Origin of the sequence: Euzebya pacifica (genome assembly GCF_003344865.1) — a bacterium.
GTDB classification, from domain to species: Bacteria; Actinomycetota; Nitriliruptoria; order Euzebyales; family Euzebyaceae; genus Euzebya; species Euzebya pacifica.
In genome coordinates, this window is sequence record NZ_CP031165.1 from 1634543 (window position 1) to 1654217 (window position 19675).

Annotated in this window: 21 protein-coding genes; 17 read left to right on the forward strand and 4 right to left on the reverse strand. The window is 71.7% G+C overall.

What is annotated here, in order from left to right:
• Window positions 1-89: 89 nt before the first annotated feature.
• The 13 genes from DVS28_RS06770 to DVS28_RS06830 all read left to right on the forward strand — a co-directional run bounded on the left by DVS28_RS06770 (window position 90) and on the right by DVS28_RS06830 (window position 12387).
• The gene (locus DVS28_RS06770; RefSeq protein WP_114590786.1) at window positions 90-419 is read left to right on the forward strand and encodes a winged helix-turn-helix transcriptional regulator; all 330 of its coding nucleotides are present in this window, start codon (window positions 90-92) and stop codon (window positions 417-419) included.
• 77 nt (window positions 420-496) lie between these two features.
• On the forward strand, window positions 497-1036 hold the full coding sequence (locus DVS28_RS06775; protein ID WP_164710030.1) for a hypothetical protein: 540 nt from the start codon (window positions 497-499) through the stop codon (window positions 1034-1036).
• Between the two features lie 75 nt (window positions 1037-1111).
• Window positions 1112-1912, forward strand: coding sequence for a glutamate racemase (gene murI, locus DVS28_RS06780; RefSeq protein WP_114590788.1), 801 nt, complete (start codon window positions 1112-1114; stop codon window positions 1910-1912).
• Window positions 1913-2010: 98 nt separating this feature from the next.
• The gene (locus DVS28_RS06785) at window positions 2011-2766 is read left to right on the forward strand and encodes an MBL fold metallo-hydrolase (RefSeq protein WP_164710032.1); all 756 of its coding nucleotides are present in this window, start codon (window positions 2011-2013) and stop codon (window positions 2764-2766) included.
• Window positions 2763-3497, forward strand: coding sequence for a ribonuclease PH (rph, locus tag DVS28_RS06790; RefSeq protein ID WP_114590790.1), 735 nt, complete (start codon window positions 2763-2765; stop codon window positions 3495-3497). Before DVS28_RS06785 ends, rph begins: the two co-directional genes overlap by 4 nt.
• Complete coding sequence (gene rdgB / locus DVS28_RS06795; protein ID WP_114590791.1) at window positions 3494-4102, forward strand: RdgB/HAM1 family non-canonical purine NTP pyrophosphatase; 609 nt, start codon at window positions 3494-3496, stop codon at window positions 4100-4102. Before rph ends, rdgB begins: the two co-directional genes overlap by 4 nt.
• A 12-nt stretch (window positions 4103-4114) precedes the next feature.
• Window positions 4115-5614, forward strand: a complete 1500-nt coding sequence (locus tag DVS28_RS06800; protein ID WP_114590792.1) for an AAA family ATPase — start codon at window positions 4115-4117, stop codon at window positions 5612-5614.
• An 80-nt stretch (window positions 5615-5694) separates the two neighbouring features.
• Window positions 5695-6471: a sigma-70 family RNA polymerase sigma factor gene (locus tag DVS28_RS06805; protein ID WP_164710034.1), complete on the forward strand. Its 777-nt coding sequence runs from the start codon at window positions 5695-5697 to the stop codon at window positions 6469-6471.
• A 13-nt stretch (window positions 6472-6484) separates the two neighbouring features.
• The gene (locus DVS28_RS06810; RefSeq protein WP_114590794.1) at window positions 6485-7801 is read left to right on the forward strand and encodes a DUF5667 domain-containing protein; all 1317 of its coding nucleotides are present in this window, start codon (window positions 6485-6487) and stop codon (window positions 7799-7801) included.
• Between the two features lie 51 nt (window positions 7802-7852).
• On the forward strand, window positions 7853-10996 hold the full coding sequence (locus DVS28_RS06815) for an ATP-binding protein (protein ID WP_114590795.1): 3144 nt from the start codon (window positions 7853-7855) through the stop codon (window positions 10994-10996).
• Window positions 10997-10998: 2 nt separating this feature from the next.
• Window positions 10999-11421 carry a roadblock/LC7 domain-containing protein gene (locus tag DVS28_RS06820; protein ID WP_108664605.1) on the forward strand — a complete coding sequence of 141 codons (423 nt, stop codon included), beginning with the start codon at window positions 10999-11001 and terminating at the stop codon, window positions 11419-11421.
• On the forward strand, window positions 11418-11798 hold the full coding sequence (locus DVS28_RS06825; protein WP_114590796.1) for a DUF742 domain-containing protein: 381 nt from the start codon (window positions 11418-11420) through the stop codon (window positions 11796-11798). Before DVS28_RS06820 ends, DVS28_RS06825 begins: the two co-directional genes overlap by 4 nt.
• A gap of 31 nt (window positions 11799-11829) precedes the next feature.
• Window positions 11830-12387 (forward strand): GTP-binding protein, encoded by a 558-nt coding sequence (locus tag DVS28_RS06830; RefSeq protein ID WP_342795437.1) that lies wholly within the window; start codon window positions 11830-11832, stop codon window positions 12385-12387.
• Between the two features lie 94 nt (window positions 12388-12481).
• Here the strand turns inward: DVS28_RS06830 and DVS28_RS06835 are convergent, their stop codons facing one another.
• A complete protein-coding gene (locus DVS28_RS06835) occupies window positions 12482-12700 on the reverse strand; it encodes a hypothetical protein (RefSeq protein WP_164710036.1) in 219 nt (72 codons plus the stop codon).
• 109 nt (window positions 12701-12809) lie between these two features.
• Window positions 12810-13016, reverse strand: a complete 207-nt coding sequence (locus tag DVS28_RS06840; protein WP_108664449.1) for a hypothetical protein — start codon at window positions 13014-13016, stop codon at window positions 12810-12812.
• Window positions 13017-13177: 161 nt separating this feature from the next.
• Here DVS28_RS06840 and DVS28_RS06845 point away from each other — a divergent pair, with 161 nt between their 5' ends.
• The 4 genes from DVS28_RS06845 (at window position 13178) to DVS28_RS06860 (ending at window position 17806) form a co-directional block, all read left to right on the forward strand.
• Window positions 13178-14464, forward strand: coding sequence for a dihydroorotase (locus DVS28_RS06845; RefSeq protein WP_114590799.1), 1287 nt, complete (start codon window positions 13178-13180; stop codon window positions 14462-14464).
• Between the two features lie 134 nt (window positions 14465-14598).
• On the forward strand, window positions 14599-15075 hold the full coding sequence (locus DVS28_RS06850) for a hypothetical protein (protein ID WP_216826450.1): 477 nt from the start codon (window positions 14599-14601) through the stop codon (window positions 15073-15075).
• Between the two features lie 53 nt (window positions 15076-15128).
• On the forward strand, window positions 15129-16415 hold the full coding sequence (locus DVS28_RS06855) for a cell wall-binding repeat-containing protein (RefSeq protein ID WP_164710038.1): 1287 nt from the start codon (window positions 15129-15131) through the stop codon (window positions 16413-16415).
• Complete coding sequence (locus DVS28_RS06860; RefSeq protein WP_114590801.1) at window positions 16412-17806, forward strand: GH1 family beta-glucosidase; 1395 nt, start codon at window positions 16412-16414, stop codon at window positions 17804-17806. Before DVS28_RS06855 ends, DVS28_RS06860 begins: the two co-directional genes overlap by 4 nt.
• 39 nt (window positions 17807-17845) lie before the next feature.
• Here the strand turns inward: DVS28_RS06860 and DVS28_RS06865 are convergent, their stop codons facing one another.
• Together DVS28_RS06865 and DVS28_RS06870 are read right to left on the reverse strand one after the other, a co-directional pair.
• Window positions 17846-18307, reverse strand: a complete 462-nt coding sequence (locus tag DVS28_RS06865) for an SRPBCC family protein (RefSeq protein ID WP_114590802.1) — start codon at window positions 18305-18307, stop codon at window positions 17846-17848.
• Window positions 18308-18370: 63 nt separating this feature from the next.
• Window positions 18371-19642 (reverse strand): fatty acid desaturase family protein, encoded by a 1272-nt coding sequence (locus DVS28_RS06870; RefSeq protein ID WP_114590803.1) that lies wholly within the window; start codon window positions 19640-19642, stop codon window positions 18371-18373.
• Between the last annotated feature and the right edge of the window lie 33 nt (window positions 19643-19675).

The window sequence follows — 19675 nt, forward strand, 5'->3', positions numbered from 1 at the left end:
GCATATCAAGTGTCGCCATCGGGCCGTCGAAACGTCCGTTCCGCAAAAGGGGGCTGGTCCGCAACGGCTGGAACGCGCACACTGAGGGGGTGGAGGCTGAGGGGCGTTCTGGTGAGGCGGCGCGTCGTGCGCCGACTCCGCAGCCGGTCGCGGATCTGCTCGACCTCTTCTGCCGACGGTGGAGCCTGCGGATCCTCTGGGAGCTGCGGGACGGCGGGTCCATGACGTCCCGAGCGCTGCGAGCGGCGTGCGGAGGCGTGTCCGCAGGGGTGCTCCAGCAACGTCTGGACGAGCTCCGCGCGGCGGACATCGTGACCGTCAACGGCGGCTATCGGTTGACCCCCGAGGGGCTGGACCTGCTGGCGCGCATGGCGCCGCTGGAGGAGTGGGCCGAGGCCTGGGCACGACGCCGGGACTGAGCGCAATGCGTGCTTGATCGAGCGGTGTTTGCCTGCTCGCGAACCGGAAACGGTCTGGGTGAGGAGGCCGTTCGCCCATGACCCGACCGTCCACCAGTCCACCGCCCACCAGTCCACCACCCGCGCCCCGACCGTCCATGGGCATGGCGTCGCGTACCTGGCGCACCCTCGCCGGCCTGGCGCTGCTGCTCGGGGCGGGGTGGGCAGGAACCGCGGTGACGGCCGGCCTGCTGCTGCAGGCGTTCTCCTGCGCGACGTGCGACCCCGACGTGGCGGGGCTGCTGTCCGGAACCGGGGTGCTGCTCGTGATCCTGGCGCTCGGTGGCCTCGGGCTGTACCTGGTCGTGACGGCAATGGTGGGCCGGACCGATCCCCGGGTCGGGCTGATGACGGCGACCGCCACGGCGGCGGTCGTGCCGCTCGGCCTGCTCGTCGTCGCCCTCGACAGCTCGGGACTCGAGCCGATCGTCGGTCCGCTCGTGGCGATGGCCATCGTCCTGCTCGTCGTCGCCGGGCTGGCCGCTGCCCGGACACGCCGCCCCGGCCTTCGCACGGTCTCCGCCGGTGCAGCCGCGGTCCTGGTGCTGGCGGTGCTCGGCGTGCTCACCGCGATGTGACCCAAGCCGCGCCCGCCCGACCGGCCGTGCGACGTCGCCGGTCGCCGTCGGAGGGCTGGCTACCATTCGGCGGCGATGGCTGATCCTCGCCCCATCGGGGTGTTCGACTCCGGCGTCGGCGGGCTGACCGTGGCCCGGGCGCTCATGGACCTGCTCCCCGACGAGCGGGTCATCTACCTCGGCGACACCGCTCGCGGCCCCTACGGACCACGCACGGTGGAGGAGGTCCGGGCCTTCACCGCCGACGACGTCGGGTGGTTGGCCGAGCAGGACGTCAAGTTCGTCATCGCGGCATGCAACACCGCAACGGCCGCGGCGCTGGAGCTCGACCCGCTGACGTTCGACCTGCCGGTCCTCGGGGTGATCGAACCCGCCGTGGAGACCGCGATCCGCGTCACCCGCAGCCGACGCATCGGCGTCATCGGCACCCAGGTCACGATCTCCTCCGGCGCCTACGACCGGGCGGTCGAACGGCTGGGCTCGGTGGACACCAAGCTGACGAGCGCCGCGTGCCCGCGCTTCGTGACCCTCGTCGAGCAGGGACGCACGACCGACCCGGAGGTGCTGGAGGTCGCCGAGGAGTACCTGGCGCCGATGAAGGCCGCCCAGGTCGACACGTTGATCCTCGGATGCACCCACTATCCGCTGCTGACGGGCGTGATCAGCTACGTGATGGGACCCGACGTGACGCTCGTCTCCTCCGCGGAGACCTGCGCCCGGGCCGTCTTCGCCCACCTCGTCGATGCCGACCTCCTGGCCCACACCCAGACCCCGCAGCATCGGTTCGCCGCCACCGGCGACCCCACCGACTTCGCCCGGCTCGCCGAACGCTTCCTCGGACCGAGGATCAGGGACGCCGATGTTGAGCCGGCCTGAGGACCCGAGCGCAGCCCGGACGGCTGTCGACCGCATCTCCTAGACTCCCCGGCCATGAGCCGCTCCACCATCCCGCCGCGCCGCCGGGCCCGCCACCCGTGACGGTCACCGTCACCGTCATCGGCAGCGCCGGCACACACTCCTCCGCCGAACGGGTGTGTTCCTCCTACCTCGTCACCCACGAGGGCACCGACCTCCTGCTCGATGTCGGGTCGGGGGCGCTGCACAACCTCCTGAAGGTCCGCGACGTCGCCGACCTCGACGGGTTGGTCATCAGCCACATGCACCCCGACCACTACATGGACGTGTTCGGGCTGAACTACGCGCTGCGGTTCCACCCCTCGGACCTGCCGGCCATCCCGGTCTTCGGCCCCGCCGACATGTACCCGGTGGTCAGCAACACCCTGCCCGAGGAATCGGTGGAGAAGATGGCCGACCTGCTGCACTTCCACACGGCGAGGGCCGGCGACCGGGTGCACGTCAACGAGATGGCCATCGAGCTGTTCGCGATGAACCATCCCATGGAGACCCTCGGCAGCCGCATCACGATCGGCGACACGGTCGTGGCGTTCACCGGCGACACCGCGCCGACCCCCGAGATCGACGGGTTGGCGGCCGACGCGGACCTGCTGATCTGCGACGCCACCTGGCTGGAGTCCCAGCGTCCGCTGCCCGCCGACGTGCACTGCACCGGGGCCGAGGCCGGCCGCGCGGCCGCCTCCGCGGGGGCTCGCCGTTTGCTCATCACCCACGTCTCGCCCTACAACGACCCACAGGCGGTCGCCGACGAGGCCGCCACCCACTACGACGGCGAGGTAATCGTCGCCGTCGACCTCATGGAGATCGACCTTTGACCGACCAGCCCGCACGTCCCGACGGCCGCGCCACCGACCAGCTGCGCCCCCTCACCATCACCACCGGCCTGCAGTCCTATGCGGAGGGATCCGCCGACATCACGATGGGGGAGACCCGTGTGCTGTGCTCGGCGAGCATCAGCGACGACGTGCCGCGATGGCTGCGGGAGTCCGGCTCGGGCTGGATCACCGGCGAGTACTCGATGTTGCCGCGCGCCACCCGCGAGCGAACCGATCGCGAGGCCGCTCGTGGCAAGCAGAAGGGGCGCACCGTGGAGATCCAGCGGCTCATCGGTCGGTCCCTCCGCGCAGCCGTCGACCTCGACCACCTCGGTGGGGTGTCGATCACGCTGGACTGCGACGTCCTCCAGGCCGACGGCGGGACACGAACCGCGTCGATCAGCGGGGCCTGGGTGGCCCTGGCGGTCGGACTGCGCACAGCGGCGGAACGGGAGATCATCCGCACCCTCCCGGAGCTGACCCAGATCGCGGCGGTCAGCGTCGGCATCGTCGACGGCGAGCCGCGCCTGGACCTGTGCTACGACGAGGACGCCGGCGCCGAGACCGACATGAACGTCGTGATGTCCGGCGACGGTCGGCTCATCGAGGTGCAGGGCACCGCCGAGGGGGTGCCGTTCAGCCGCCAGGAGCTGACCGACATGCTGGACCTGGCCGCCGCGGGCTGCGAGCAGCTGTTCGCCGCCCAGCGCGACGCGGTCGCCGCCGCGTGACCGCACGCCTGGTCCTCGCCACCACCAACGTCGGCAAGGTCGCGGAGCTCCGCGACATCCTGACCGGGCTCGACGTCGAGCTCCTCGACGCCGGGGCCGTCGACCTGCCCGATGTGGAGGAGACCGGCGAGACGTTCGCCGCCAACGCCGTGCTCAAGGCCACCGCCTGCGCAGCTGCGGTCGGGCTGCCCTGTGTGGCCGACGACAGCGGGCTGGCGGTCGACGTCCTCGATGGCGCTCCGGGGGTGTACTCCGCTCGCTACGCCGGGCCACAACGCGACGACGACGCCAACCTGCAGCTCGTGCTCGAACGAACCGCAGGGGAGGAGGCGCCCACCGCCCGGTTCGTCTGCGCCGCCGCCCTGGCGCTGCCCGACGGGACGGTGGAGGTCGTCGAGGGGATCATGGAGGGCACCATCGTGCGGCCGCCGCGGGGGACCAACGGCTTCGGCTACGACCCGATCTTCCAGCCCCGGGGACACGACCTGACGTCGGCGGAGATGGCGCCGGCGGACAAGCACGCGATCAGCCATCGTGGCAAGGCGTTCCGCACTCTCCGGCCACGCATCGCCGCCCTGCTCGCCGGCCCGTCCTCCCAGGGCTGAGGGCGGCACGTCATGGACGACGCTCGGACCGCGCTGGCCTTCGCCGACCACCTCGCGATACAGCTGCGCGCGGACTTCCCGCTGATCGTCGTGGACACCATGGAGGAGCAGCGTGTCGTCGCCCGGGCCGCCGAGGTGTGCCGCACCCTCCACGTGCGCTGCCTGACCTGGGACGTCATGACGGGCTTCACCTCCGTCACCGAGGGCCGCCCGATGGCCCCGGCGACCGACGCGATCGACGTGCTGTCCCGCCTGCGGCAGATGAGCAGCGACACCCTCGTCGTCCTCAAGGACTTCCACCACGAGTGGGAGGACCACCGGGTCCTCCGCGCCGTGCGCAACTACGCCCAGCGCGGTGGGGCCGCCGGCCCGTCGGTGCTGGTCGTGGGGGCCGGCGCGACCGTGCCCGAGGCGCTGCGGGACACCGCCGTCTCCCTGACCCTGCCGCCGCCGAGCCGTACGGAGCTGCAGGAGGTCCTGAGCGAGGTGTGCCGCACCCGCTGGGCGGAGTCCCGGCTGGATGCCGCGGGCCTGGAACACCTCGTGGACTCCGCCCTCGGGCTGACGCTGGAACAGGCACGTCGCGTCTTCACCAAGGCCGTGGTCAACGACGGAGTGCTGGACCTCCGCGACATCGAGCTGGTGCTGGAGGAGAAGAAGGCCGTCATCGCGTCCTCCGGGGCGCTGGAGTACATCGAACCAACGGTCCGCCCGGAGGACGTCGGGGGGCTGGACACCCTCAAGGAATGGCTGCGCCTCCGGGAGCGCACCTTCAGCGCCGCGGCGCGGGACTTCGGCCTGCCACCGCCGAAGGGGGTCGCGCTGATCGGCCTGCCCGGCACGGGGAAGTCATTGACCGCCAAGGCGATCGGGGCCCTCTGGGGGGTCCCGCTGCTGCGGCTGGACGTCGGTGCCATCTACTCCTCCTACATGGGCGAGTCCGAACGCCGGGCCCGACATGCCCTGCAGCTGGCCGAGGCCATCGCCCCCTGCGTGGTCTGGATCGACGAGATGGAGAAGGGGCTGGCCCACGGCGGCAACGACACGGGCACCTCCACCCGGGTCATGGGCACGCTGCTGACCTGGATGGCGGAGAAGACCTCGCCGTGCTTCGTCGTGGCGACCGCCAACGACGTCAGCGCCCTGCCGCCCGAGCTGCTGCGCCGCGGTCGGTTCGACGAGATCTTCTTCCTCGACCTGCCCAGCAGACAGGAACGCGAGGAGATCCTCGGCGTCCACATCCGTCGCAGCGGGCGGGACATGGCCGGGTTCGACCTGACCGCGGTGGCGGATCGGACCGAGGGGTTCGTCGGCGCCGAGCTGGCCCAGGTCGTCCACGACGCCCTGCTCAGCGCGTTCGACGCCGGCCGCGAGCTGGCCACGTCGGACCTCGTCGCCGCGGCCGGCCGTGTCGTGCCCCTGTCGGTGGCGCAGCGCGAACGCGTCGGGGCGTTGCGCTCGTGGCTGGCCGAGGGACGGGCACAACCCGCGTCAGGACACCGTCCCTGGTGACCGCCGAGCGGCCGGGCGACAGCCAAAAATAGTCATTTCGAGCCATGTCGAGGCCCGGCTGGCGTGCCGACACTGGAGGCATGCAGTCTGCTGGCTCCTCCGTTCGGGGCCATCGCGACACCGACACGTACACGACCTGGTTGGTCGGCCTCCTGGCCGCCCTGTTCAGCACGCCCGTGCTCCGGATGGCCGCGGTGGGTTCCTCGCGGTTCGGGCTGCCGGTCCACCTGGCTGCCGCGTCCGTCGCCGGCACCCGTGGCGGCGTCGGACCACCGCACGCAGACGGCGACGTCATCGACCCGGAGGTTGTCGAGCACGTTCGCGCCGCCCAGCAGGGCAACGCCTACTCCTTCTCGGTGCTCTACGACACCTACGTCGACAAGGTCTACGCCTACTGCCACCATCGCGTGGGCGACCGACAGACCGCGGAGGACCTGACCTCCGACGTCTTCATGCGGGCACTCAAGCGCATCGACAGCTTCTCCTGGCAGGGCAAGGACTTCGGGGCCTGGCTGATCACGATCGCCCGCAACCGCTGCCACGACCACTTCAAGTCGGCCCGCTTCCGCATGGAGAACGCCGTTGCCGAGGTCTACGACTCCGTGGACAGCCAGCCGACCTACGACGCCCGCCCCGAACGCAACCTCGAGGTGCAGGAGATGCGCCGACAGGTCCACGAGGCCCTTGCCAAGCTCAAGAGCGAGCAGGCCGAGGTGCTGTACCACCGCTTCCTGCAGGGCTACGACGTGGAGACCACCGCCAAGGTGATGGACAAGAACGAGGGTGCCATCCGCGCACTGCAGTACCGCGCCCTGAAGGCGCTCGCCAAGCACGTCGACGTGGAGGCACTGCTGTGATGGGGGAGAAGCCGTGAGTCGCCGCGACGAGATCGATCGCCTCGCACGCCTGCTGGACGGGCAGGACGTGTCCGCCGGCACCGTCGGTGAGCAGGCCGAACGCGAGGAGCTGGGCGCGCTCGCCACCCTGCTGCGCGATGCCGCACCCGAGGTGCCGCCCATGCGGCCGGAGTTCCGTGCCGAGCTGCGAGCCCAGGTCGTCGAGGCCGCCCGCAACCAGAGCCGTGAGGCCCCGTTCCTCACGCGGCTGCGCGAGGGTGTCCAGCGGTTCCGCTACTCCACGGGCCTTGCGGGCGCGACGGGCCTTGCCTCGATGGCGCTGGCCGGCGGCGGGGTTGCCGGCGCTGCCGAGCAGGCCCAGCCGGGCGACGCGCTGTACGGCACCAAGCTCGTCATCGAGGACGTGCGCCTGTCCGCCACCTTCGACCGGGTCAGCCGTGGCCGCAGGGCCATGTCCTATGCGCTGGACCGGATGGACGAAGCGACGCAGGCCGCCACCGCCGGTGACGACGACGGTGCGGCCGTCGCGCTCCGCGGCGCGGGCGACCGCACCCGTGAGGGGCAGGAGCTGATCACCGAACACGGGGAGACCGGCGACCTGCTGGACCTCGCCGATGTGGTGGTGGAGGAGGAGGAACGCCTCGCCTCGATCACCCCGCTGCTCGACGGCGCCGCCCTCGAGGCCGCCGATGCGCTGCGCGAGGTGCTGGAAGGGGCCAGGGACGCGATCGCCGACGCCCTTCCCGACGGGGTGGAGATGCCAGAGGGGCCGGCCCCGGTCGACGTGACGACGACACCGCCGACCGTCCCGGCCGACGACGTGTTCACGCCCACGCCCCCGCCCACCGCCGGACCGGAGACGACGACCCCACCGTCGGAACCCGTCATCGAGGACCCGACCGGTGACCTGCCGGATCCGGGGCTTCCCGACCTGCCGGACCTGCCCGTCCCGCTGCCGGACCCAGGGGACGTGCTGCCACTTCCGGACGTGCCGGACCTGCCGATCGAGGTGCCGAGCCAGGCTCCGACGGGCGTGGTCCCCGACACCGTCGACGGGGCGCTCGATGCGGTCGACGGGGTCCTGGACACCGTCGAGGACACGGTCGACGCCGTCGACGAGACGCTCGGTGGCGCCGTGGACGCCGTCGACGACACCGTGGACGCCGTCCTGCCGGATCCCATCGACGACGTCGTGCCCGACGTGGGGGAGGTCCTCGACGGGGCCGGTGACTTGGTGGATGATGCGGGGTCCACCGTCGGAGACGTGCTGGATGCCGTGACTGGCAACAGCGGTTCCGGCACCATCGGTGGCATCCTCGGAGGAGGCTAGGTTCCGCTGGACCGGGTGAGACCTCCCGGTGGCAGGGGGCCAGGAGGAACGATGGAGTACACGTCAGAGCTGCGCAACGCCGACGACACGAGGAGTGATGGTGTCGTCGACTCGTCCGCGGACGCCACGTCCAGCGGGCTCGGCTTGGCGTTCACGACCTGGCACCGCCTGCTCCGGACCCTGCTGCTCGTCCACGTCCCGTTGTTGGCGATGTTCGCCTACTTCCGCGAGGTCGACACGGCTGTCTGGGCGCCCCTGGTCGCGGTTCCCGCACTGCTTGTCCTGGCTGCCAGCACCGTGGGATCCGAGCGCTTCCGGGCGGCCCTCATCAGCATCGGCTTCGTCTGGTGTTCGTGGCTGCTGGTCTTCTGGTCCGGCGGGGCGATCGAAGCGCACTTCCACGCCCTCATCGTCATCGGCCTCGTGGGCCTGTACCGCGACTGGCTGGCGCTCGGCATCGCGGTCGTCGCACAGCTGGTCCTGCAGCTGGTCGTCGGCAACGTCGACCCCACCCTGATCTACAACCACGAGGCCGCGGTGAACGCGCCGTTCGCATGGAGCTTCGTGCACGTCTGTGCCGTGCTCGGGGCGGCCGCAGTGCCGGTGTTCTCGTGGCGGGGCACCCGTGAGGCGGAGGACGTGTCCGCCGAGCGTGCCTCCGAGGCGACCGCACAGAAGGCCGAGGCCCGTCGTCAACGCGAGGTCTCCAAGGTCTACGCGACGGTGGCTCGACGCAGCCAGACGCTGCTCGAACGGCAGCTCGACCTCATCGAGAAGCTCGAGCAGGACGAGAAGGACCCCTCGACGCTGCAGGACCTGTTCAGCCTCGACCACTTGGCCACCCGGATGAACCGCGAGGCCGCGTCGTTGCTGGTCCTCGCCGGCGGTGAACCCAACCGTCGTGTCGCCGGGCGCCCGCCGCTGTCGGAGGTCGCCCGTGGCGCGGTCGGGGAGATCGAGGACTACACCCGGGTCGACCTCGAGCTGGCCGACGACCGAACCGTCGAGGGCCGGATCGTGGCCCCGCTGGTGCACCTCCTCAGCGAGCTGATCGAGAACGCGGCGAGCTACAGCCCCCCGGAAGCCCGCGTCAGGGTCATCGGCGGCACGACCGCAGACGGGTCGTACCTCCTGCGCATCCTCGACCGCGGGATCGGCATCGACGAGGCCAAGCTCGAGCAGTACAACCACCTGCTCGCCAACCCGCAGACGATCAGCCCCAGCGACAGCCAACGGCTGGGCCTGGACGTCGTCTCGCGGTTGGCCGGACGCCACGGCATACCTGTCCAGCTGTCGCACAACACCGACGGGCCCGGGATCATGGCCACCGTGAAGGTGCCCGGCGACCTGCTGAGCGAGCCCGCGTCCACCGTGCTCGATCAGGCCCCACCGGCCGCGGACATGCCCACGCCGACGGTGCTGGAGGAGGAGTACGAGCCCCAGCCCGACCGTCCCCGCGACGAACCCGCCCTGCCCACGACCGAGCCGGCCCCACCCGTTCCCGTGCCGAGCGGCGCACCGGTTCAGACGTCGGAGCCGGCCCCCACCCCTGTGGCCGGGGCGCCGGCATGGGCACAGGCTGTCGTCCGCCCGCCCAGCGCCCCTGCCCCCGCCGCGGCGCCGACCGCCCGGGCCCGTGGCGGACGTGGCAGCTCGAGCGGCCCTGCACCGTCGACGGCACCCGCCGCAGGAACCGCGCCCGCATCCCCCTCCCGTGCACCCCAGGAACCTGCAGCGCCCGTGCCGTCCGGTGGGGGCTCGTGGTCCTACAGCGGCCACCTCGGCGGTCGGGACACCTCGTCGTCGGAGGCACCGAAGAAGCGCCGCGGGATGTTCGGCCGGAAGAACCGCGGCGAGTCCGTCCCCGCGACCCCTCCGCCCGAGGCCGCGGCGGCACCCTCCGACGAGGACATGGTGCCGGCCCGTGACGACCTCGATGCGTTGCTGAGCGCCAGCCGTCGCACGCCGACCGCACCGGCTGCCACGCCGCAGGGCACCCAGCCCGCGGCGCCGTCACCGGGACCTGCTGCGCCGGCGTCCCGAACGCCTCAGCCCGCACCTGGTCCCCACACCGCACCTGGTCCCCACACCGCACCTGGTCCCCACACCGCACCTGCGCCCCGGACGGCGCCCGGGCAGGCCGAGACCACCGCCCCGGCGGCAGCGCAGACCTCGCCGGCACCGAGCCCCACGCCCAACCCCTCACGGCCGGCCGGGCCCGACGCCGACGCGGAGGCCCCCGCCGCCCGCGCCGAGCAGCCGGAGGCCGGCGGGTCCGGGTCCCAGGCCGAGGCGGCTGCCCGCCTCCTGCAGGACCTGCCCGGCATGGGGGACCCCGTGACCCCCGCCCCGGTTGCCCGCCGCAAGCCCGTCGAGGGGGTCGGGATCCCGGGACCGCAGGGTGGCCGTGGACCGGCGGTGCCCCCACGTCAGGCCACCGCCGAGGAGGACCAGTCGTCGCGGCCGTCGATCGGCGCCAGCTCCCCCCAGGCCCCGCCGCTGCCTCGACGCTCCACCGTCGGACAGACCCCCGACGAACCGGGCCGCGGCCTGTTCACGTCGCGGGGTGGCAACGCGTCGGAGGACGCCGACCCGACCGCAGCGTCCTCGACCCCCCCGGTCGCCGACCCCGCGTCCCCGCCGGAGGCGGACCAGCCCTCGGTGCAGACGCCGGCTGCCGACACCGCTCCAGCCGACACCGCTCCAGCCGACACCGCTCCGGCCAACACCGCTCCAGCCGACACACCAGCAGCTGACAGACCGACAGGCGGCAGCCCTGCAGCCCAGTCCCCCGCGTCGGCCGGCTCGTTGCCGACCCGGCCACGACCCGGCGACCCCGCTCCCACGCCCACCGCCGCCAGCGAGGTCCCGGACGTGGCCGCCGAGGCGCCGGAGGAACCCGCCTCGGTGAGCCCGACCGAGGGCGATGGCGACCGGCCCACCTCCGAGATCGGGACGCCCCTGCCGCAGCGCCGTCGCGGCGCATCGCTGCCGGCGGCGCTGAAGAAGGACGACGACGACGCCCGTCCGGCCGCGGCCGCGGCTGCGCCGGTCAGCCGGGAGCAGTCCCGCAACCTGCTCTCGTCGTACCAATCGAGGCTTCAGGCCGGACGGCGCGCTGCCGAGGAACAGGTAACGACTGACGACGCCCCGCCTGCCGATGGCGACGGTGCGGAAAGCGGCGATGACTCGTGAACGTGAACCATCTCTCCGACGACGCCCGCAACCTGAACTGGTTGGTGGCCAACTTCACCTCCAAGGTCCCGGGCGTGGCCAACACCCTCGTCCTCAGCGCCGACGGGTTGCCCCTCGCCCTGTCCGACAACCTCGACCGTGATGCGGCGGATCAGCTGAGCGCGATCGCCTCGGGGCTGTCCAGCCTGACCCAGGGCGCGGCGCGATGCCTGGCCGCAGGCGCGGTGAAGCAGGCCATCGTCGAGATGGAAGCAGGCTTCCTGTTCGTGCAGACCATCTCCGACGGTTCCATCCTGTCGGTCCTCACCACCACCGACGCCGACCTCGGCCTCATCGGGTACGAGATGGCCCTGCTCGTCAGCCGTGTCGGCGATGTCCTGACCCCGGCGCTCCGCGTCGAGCTGCAGGCGGCGCTTCCGTCGTGAGCGCACCGGAGACCGACCCGCCGGAGCGGCCGTACACCCGGCTGACCCGGCCCTACGCCCTGACGGGCGGCCGTACCGAGCCACCGGACGCCAGCCTCGCGATCGAGGCGCTGGTCGAGATGAGCTGGCGCGGATACGACGCACGCGACGACATCAGGTTCGAGAAGGCCGAGATCCTCGACCTCACCCAGCGAACCATCAGCGTCGCTGAGGTGGCCGCCCACCTCGACGTGCCGCTCGGCGTCGCGCGTGTCCTCGTGGGGGACCTTGCCGAGGAGGGGCTCGTGATCATCCATCCGCCACCGGACGCCGAGACGGGCGGCGCCCAGGACCCAAAGCTGCTGGAGAAGGTGCTTCATGGTCTCCGCACGCTCTAGGAGCGCACGCCCCGCTGGCATCCGTGCGGTGCTGACCCCCACCAAGATCGTGGTGGCGGGCGGCTTCGCGGTCGGCAAGACCACGTTCGTCGGGTCGGTGTCGGAGATCGACCCGCTCCGGACCGAGGCGGCCATGACGGTCGCGTCCACCGGGGTCGACGACCTCTCCAAGGTCTCCCAGAAGCGGTCGACGACCGTCGCGATGGACTTCGGCCGCATCACCCTGTCGGAGGACCTGCTGCTGTACCTGTTCGGCACGCCCGGACAGGACCGGTTCTGGTTCATGTGGAACGACCTGTGCAAGGGCGCCATCGGCGCGATCGTGCTGGTCGACACCCGCCGGCTCGACGACAGCTTCGGTCCGATCGACTACTTCGAGGACCGGGGCCTGCCCTTCATCGTGGCCGTCAACGCCTTCGAGGGGATCATGCGGCACGAGCTCGAGGACGTCCGGTCGGCGCTGGACCTGCCGCCCGACATCCCCGTCGTCCGCACCGACGCCCGCCTGCGCGACTCCGTCCAGCAGACCCTCGTCACGCTCGTCGAGCACGCCCTTCGGCGTGCGCGCGCCAAGCGGCCCGTTCGCTGAGCGCCCCCGGACCACCGCTCGTCGACATCCGAACACACCGAAGGCCCGCCCCACGGCGGGCCTTCGGTGCATCATCGCGTCCGTTGGCTGGGGGTCAGTCCAGCAGTAACCAGGAGAGGACGCTCGGCATGACGGCGCCGGCGCGGGGATGCGGGCTGGCGGCCAGGGTGGTGATGGTGGCGTCGAAGCCGACGAGGGCGATCAGCAGGTCGCCGACCTCGTCGTCGTGGACGTCCATCTCGAGGGCGCTTGCGACCACGTCCGGGGCGGGCCGGACGAGGCCCGGTTCGAACGTGTCGTGCTGGCCGATCATCTCGTGGATCCTCCTGGTGGTGGCGGGTGTGAGGGTGGCCAACACCGATGGTGGGACGCATCGTCCCGAGGATCCTCGACTTGGTCCAGTCTTTGCCGGGGGCAGACCGTTACTGGGCGTCGGCGATGAAGAGGCCGCAGACCAGCGAGTACAGGCCCATGGCCGCCTTGGGCTCCTCCATCGACGCCAGGGTCAGGAACGCCGCGTCCCAACCGATGCGTTCCACGAGCTGGTCGACGGCGTCGTCGATGTGGCTGTTCTCGGCGATCAGGGCGTACGCGGTCAGGGTGTTGGCCAGGGCGTGCGGGTTCTTCATCGTCGGACTCCGGTCGTGAGCTGCGTGGTGATCTGCGTGGTGTTGATCTGCGTGTGGTCTGCGTGGCCGTTGGTGCGGCGTCTCGAGCAGGACAACGATCGGCGTTCGGGAGCGTGACGGTCAGTGACCGATATTTCCTCCGGCCCCCGTACGATCCGATCATGAGCGCACAGATCCTCCGTGGCGGAACCGTGGTCAACGTCGATGGGCAGCGTCGTGCCGACGTCGTTGTCGACGGGGATCGGATCGTCGACGTCGTCGAGTCCGGCGCCGAGGTTGCCGGCGCGCGCGCCATCGACGTCAGCGGCTGCCTGGTCATGCCGGGTCTCGTCGACATCCAGGTCCATTTCCGGGAGCCCGGCGGGACCGAGGCGGAGGACATCACCTCCGGTGCCGCGGGTGCGGCCCGCGGGGGCATGACCGCGGTCGTGATGATGCCCAACACGACCCCGGCGATCGACCGTGTCGACGTGGTGCGCGATGTGCGGTCGGCAGCGGCAGGGGCACCGGTGGACGTCCACACCTCCGCGTGCCTGTCGGTCGGTCGGCAGGGCGAGCGGCTCGTCGACTTCGCCGCCCTCCACGCCGAGGGCGTCCGGGTGTTCACCGACGACGGTGACGTCCTGGCCGACTCCGGGCTGATGCGGCGGGCCCTCGAGGAAACGCTGACCCTGCCGGGCATGGTCGTCAGCCAGCACTGCGAGGACCCGACCCTCGTCGCCGGCGGGGCGATCAACGAAGGGGAGGTGTCGGCGGCGCTCGGCGTGGGCGGCCGGCCGCGTGAGGCCGAGGAGGTCATCGTGGCGCGCGACGTGGCGCTGGCCAGGCTGACCGGCGGCCGCTACCACGTGCTGCACCTGTCCACGTCCCTCGCCCTGGAACACGTGCGCCGGGCCAAGCGCGAGGGGACCCGAGTGACGTGCGAGGTCACGCCGCAGCACCTGGTCCTCACCGACGCCGACGTCGAACGCCTTGGCACCAACGGCAAGATGAACCCGCCGCTGCGGACGCCGCTGGACGTCGCCGCCCTGCGCCACGGCCTCGTCGACGGCGTCGTGGACGCCGTGGCCACCGACCACGCCCCGCACCCACCGGCCGCCAAGGCCCGCGACCTCTCGACGGCACCTCCCGGCATGCTCGGCGTCGAGACGGCGGTGTCGGTGGTGTGGACCCACCTGGTGGCGCGTGGACTGATGTGCCCCGCACGGATGGTGACGGCCATGTCGGCCGCCCCGGCGCGCATCGCCGGCCTCAGCGGCGGCCACGGGTTGCCCGTCGCCGCAGGCAACCCCGCGAACCTCTGCGTGCTGGACCCCACCGAGACCTGGAGGGTCGAGCCGGCGACGATGGCCAGCAAGTCCCTCAACAGCCCGTTCGCCGGCGACACGCTGACCGGTCGGGTCCGCATGACGATGCGGCGCGGCGTGGTGGAGCACCAGCTCGACTGATCCACATCGGGCATGGACCTCTGACCACTACTAGTGGTAGCTTGAAACGCACGTTCAGTAGTGCGTTTTGCGCAGGGTGCTCGTGGGGTATCGGGCACGGTCGAGTGTCGGGTGGGGGAAGAAGGCCCATGAAGGTGGAGCAGTCGACAGCCTCGATGGGGCGATACGTCGAGCACGGTCGGTATCTCGACGACGAGGTCGACCTGGTCGTGGCGCGTGTCCGCACCGCCTCCTATCCGACCCACACGCTGGTCGGCCGGCCGTGGCTTGCGGTGTCCCTGCCCGGAGCCGCGATCACGGCGATGGGTCCGGAGGTGATCTTCGGTGCCCCGCGAGGGGCCATGACCGACGACACCATCCGGGCCGCTGCCACGGCCTGTGCTGACCTGTGGTTGGACGCACGGTGGTACCCCGCGGACGTTCGCGGCTACGACCTCGTCCTCGCCACCACCATCACCGTGTCGGAGCCCGCGGGGATCGATCCGGAGGTCGCCGACCTGCTCGACGTCCCGGCCGACGACGTCCGTCGGGCCCCGGCGGGCGGTGACGGTCCGCTGCGCTTCGTTCGCCTCGCCTGGCGGCCGGGTCGTCCGTCCCGGGTCACTCGCTGACCCCACGACCGACCGCGCAGCGAGCGAGGGGCTGCGGGCAGTAGTGTGCAGTCATGCGCCGGGCCGCCTCCTTGATGCTGCTGGTCGCCCTTGCCGCGTGTGGCGGGCCGCCAGCCGTCGACCTCGGACGTGCCTCCGATCGAGCGGCAGCCGGGAGCGTGGGCGGATGTGCGCTGTTCCCCGCGGACTCCCACTGGTACGCGTCGGTGGCGGATCTCCCGGTCCACCCCTCTTCCGATGACTGGGTGGCCGCGATCGGTGTCGATGCCACGGTCCACCCCGACTTCGGGTCGGGGTCCTTCGAGGGCGGACCGATCGGCATCCCTGTCACCCTCGTCGACGACCGCGTCCCGGACGTGGCGGTCACCTTCGACTTCGCCGACGAGAGTGACCCCGGCCCCTACCCGATCCCCGAGGACGCCCTGATCGAGGGCGGGCCCGACGCCGACGGGGACCGCCACGTCCTGCTCGTCGACACCGATGCGTGCACCCTCCACGAGCTCTACGACGCCCGACCCACCGACGGCACGGCGTGGACGGCGGGCTCGGGCGCGATCTTCGACCTCGCGTCCAACGCCCTGCGACCGGACGGCTGGACGTCCGCCGACGCGGCCGGCCTGCCGATCCTTCCCGGGTTGGTCCGCTTCGAGGAGGTGCAGGCAGGCGTGGTCGACCATGCCATCCGCATGACCGCCCCCCGGACGGACCGCAGCTGGATCTGGCCAGCCCGGCACCAGGCCGGCGCGGCCGACGACCCGACCCTGCCCCCGATGGGTGCGTGGTTCCGCCTCGATCCGACCATCGATCCGACCGACTTCCCCGCGCAGGCGCGGCCCATCGTCGTCGCGTTGCAGACCCACGGGGCGATCCTGGCCGACAACGGGTCGGCGTGGTTCATCAGCGGCGTGCCCGACGACCGCTGGGACAACGACGCGCTTCGTGCCCTGCGGGACATCCCGGGTGACCGCTTCGTCGCCGTCGACACCGCCGGGCTGCTGGTGGACCCGGATTCCGGGGCCGCCCGCGGGCCGGGGTCCCCCTCCGGTCGGCAGAGCAGCAGGCTGTCGGGCGCCAGCCGGATCGAGACGGCTGTGGCCATCTCGCGCGCACAGTTCCCCGAGGGCGCCGACACCGTCTACCTTGCCCGAGCCGACAACACTGTCGACGCCGTCGCCGGCGGCGTGCTGACCGACGGCCCCATCCTCCTCGTACCGCAGTGTGGCCAGCTGCCCGCCGTCGTGGCCGAGGAGATCGCCCGACTCGACCCTTCCCGTGTCGTTGCCCTCGGTGGCACCGGCGCCGTCTGTGACACGATCCTGGAGGACGCACGAACCGCATGACCGATCACCCCACCATCGTCCCGCCCATCGAGCTCGCCCAGCGGCTGCCCGCCAGCCTTCGGCTCGGCACGGCCACGTCGAGCTACCAGATCGAGGGTGCGGTCCGCGAGGACGGTCGCGGACCGTCCATCTGGGACACCTTCTGCGACCGGCCGGGGACGATCGACGATGGGTCGAGCGGTGCGGTGGCCTGCGACCACTACCACCGCTGGGCCGACGACGTCGCGTTGATGCACGAGCTCGGCATGGAGTCCTATCGCTTCTCCATCGCGTGGCCACGGATCCAGCCCGAGGGCCGGGGTCGGACCGAGGAACGAGGACTGGCCTTCTACGACCGCCTGGTCGACGGCCTGCTGGCCGCGGGCATCGAGCCAGTGCCGACGCTGTACCACTGGGACCTGCCACAGGCCCTGCAGGACGAGGGGGGCTGGCCCGAACGGGACACCGCGGGCCGGTTCGCCGACTACGCCAACATCGTCGCCGAGCGGCTGGGGGACCGGGTCACCCGGTGGGCGACGCTCAACGAACCGTGGTGCACCTCCCACCTCGGCTACCACGCCGGGGCCCACGCCCCCGGACACACCGATGCCGCCGAGGCGATGGCGGCCGCCTACACCCTGCTGCGCGCCCACCACCTGGCGGACGCGGCCATCCGTGCCGCTGCCTCCGGGGCCGAGGTCGGCGCTGCGCTGAACGTCACCACGATCCATCCCCGAGGCGACAGCGAGGGTGATGCCGACGCCGCCCGTGCCCTCGACGCGGTCCGCAACCGCTGGTGGCTCGACGGGATCGTCAACGGGACGGTTCCCAACGACGCCGTGGCCGCGTGGGAAGCCGCCGGGGGGACCCCTGACCTGCGCGACGGCGACCTGTCCGGGCAACGCCCCGACTGGCTGGGCATCAACTACTACTACTCCGAGACGGTGTCGTCGTCATCGGAGGGCACGCAGCCCCTGCCCGATGCCTGCTGCGCCCCGGCCCGCAGCGTCGTGCCCGAGCCGCCCCTCACCGCGATGGGCTGGCCGATGGACCCGGCGGCCTTCGCCGACCTGCTCCGCAGGGTCCACCGTGAGTGGGGACCGCTGCCGCTGGTCATCACCGAGAACGGCGCGGCCTTCGATGATCCGCCGGTGACCGCTGGACGGGTCGAGGACGCCGACCGCATCGGCTACCTCAGCGACCACCTCTCGGCGCTGGCCGACGCCATCGACGACGGGGTGCCGGTCGAGGGCTACCTCGCCTGGTCGTTCATGGACAACTTCGAGTGGGCCCGTGGCTACGAGAAGCGGTTCGGCATCGTGCACGTCGACTACGACACACAGGTCCGGACGCCCAAGGACAGCGCCCGCTGGTACGCCGAGCTGGTCGCCGCGGTGCGCGCCCGTCGTTGATCGGCGGGGGGCCGGCTTGGTGCGGCGCCGCCCGCGACGCTATCGAGCGGGCTGGCGGCTGGCGCGCCGCTCGGCCTCGGCCTCGAGGCCGCTCAGCAGGCGGCCGATGACCAGGCCCATGGCGACCCCGTTGACCCGGTCCGCGCCGGGGATCGGCAGCGGCGGCTTTCCCTGGGAGGTCCACGTCACGACGGTGTGGTCGCCGTCGGCGACGAGCTCGGCCCGACCCCGGTAGTCCTTGATCGGCAACCCCGACAGCAGCACGTACTCGTAGATGCCGGCGTCGGCGTCGAAGGTCACGACCTCCTCGCGGACCTTCGCGACGCCCCCGGCCCAGATCTGGCGGACGGCGCCGACCCCGTCGGGGTGTCCCTCGCCGTCGCGTTCACGAACCGAGCTGCTGAGGTCGGTCCAGTCCGCCCAGTCGGCCGAGGCGGTCAGGGTGTCCCAGACGACGTCACGGGGAGCGGCGATGCGGGCGGTGCGGGTGATCGTGGCCATGGGTGCAGTCAACCATCCGGGCCGCCGCCGGATGAAACCGGCGACGGCCCTCGGTGTGTCGGCCTAGCGGGCGCCGACGGGTTCGCGGGTGGTCGCGGCGGGCGTTGCCTCCGGCCGCGTGACCGCCGGACGGCCGGTCGCGCTGACGCGGGGGTCGGGACGGCCCTTGCGGACGGTGCCGTTGGGCAGCGCCAGCCGGCAGATCTTGGCGACGACGCTGCCGAACTGCGTGCGCAGCGGACCGCTGTTGTAGGGCAGGCCGTAGCGTTCGCAGATCTCCTGGACCTCTCCGGCGATCCGCTGGTAGCGGCGGGCCGGCATGTCGGGGAACAGGTGGTGCTCGATCTGGTGGGACAGGTTGCCGGACATGATGTGGAACAGCTTGCCGCCGGTCAGGTTGGCCGACCCGAGCATCTGGCGGAGGTACCAGCCACCGCGTGTCTCGTCGGCGACCTCCTCCTCGGTGAACAGCGCCACGCCCTCGGGGAAGTGGCCACAGAAGATGATGGTGAACGCCCAGACGTTGCGGATCAGGTTGGCCGCAGCGTTGCCGGCGAAGACCAGCGGGGCGATGGGCAGCCCGAGGAGCGGGAACAGGACGTAGTCCTTGAACGCCTGGCGCCGGGCCTTGTGGCGGATGGCCACGATGACGTCCTGGGCCTCGTCGATGGACTTGTCGCCGCTGAGGATCTTCTCGACCTCGATGTCGTGCAGGGCGACGCCCCACTGGAACAGCACCGCGAGGAGGAAGCCCTTCAGCGGGTTGAGCAGCGCCGACGGTGTCCACTTCTCGTGCTCGGTCATCCGCAGGATGCCGTACCCGATGTCGCGGTCCTTGCCGATGATGTTGGTGTAGGTGTGGTGCAGGAAGTTGTGGCCGTGCTTCCAGTTCTCGGCGGGCGCGGCGGTGTCCCACTCGAACTTGCTGGAGTGCAGGTTGGGGTCGTTCATCCAGTCGTACTGGCCGTGCATGACGTTGTGCCCGATCTCCATGTTGTCGAGGATCTTCGACAGGGAGAGGGCGACGACGCCGGCGAACCAGGCGGGCGGCAGGAACCCGAGGAACAGCAGGCCGCGCCCACCGATCTCCAGGCTGCGCTGCACCGCGACGATGCGACGGATGTAGGTCGAGTCGATCTCGCCGAGGTCGGCGAACTCGCGTTCGCGGATGACGTCGAGGTCGCGGCCGAGCGCCTCGACCTGCTCGTCGGTCAGCAGCGGTCGGCCGTCGGCGTCGACGCCCCAGTGGCGGGCGTCGGTGTCGGATGCGGTCGTGGATGTCGTCTCGACCGGGCCGGCGGTGCGGAGGGGGAGGAGGGTGGACAGGTTGAACATGGGTGTGCTCCGTTTCTGTCGTCGGGGTGAAGG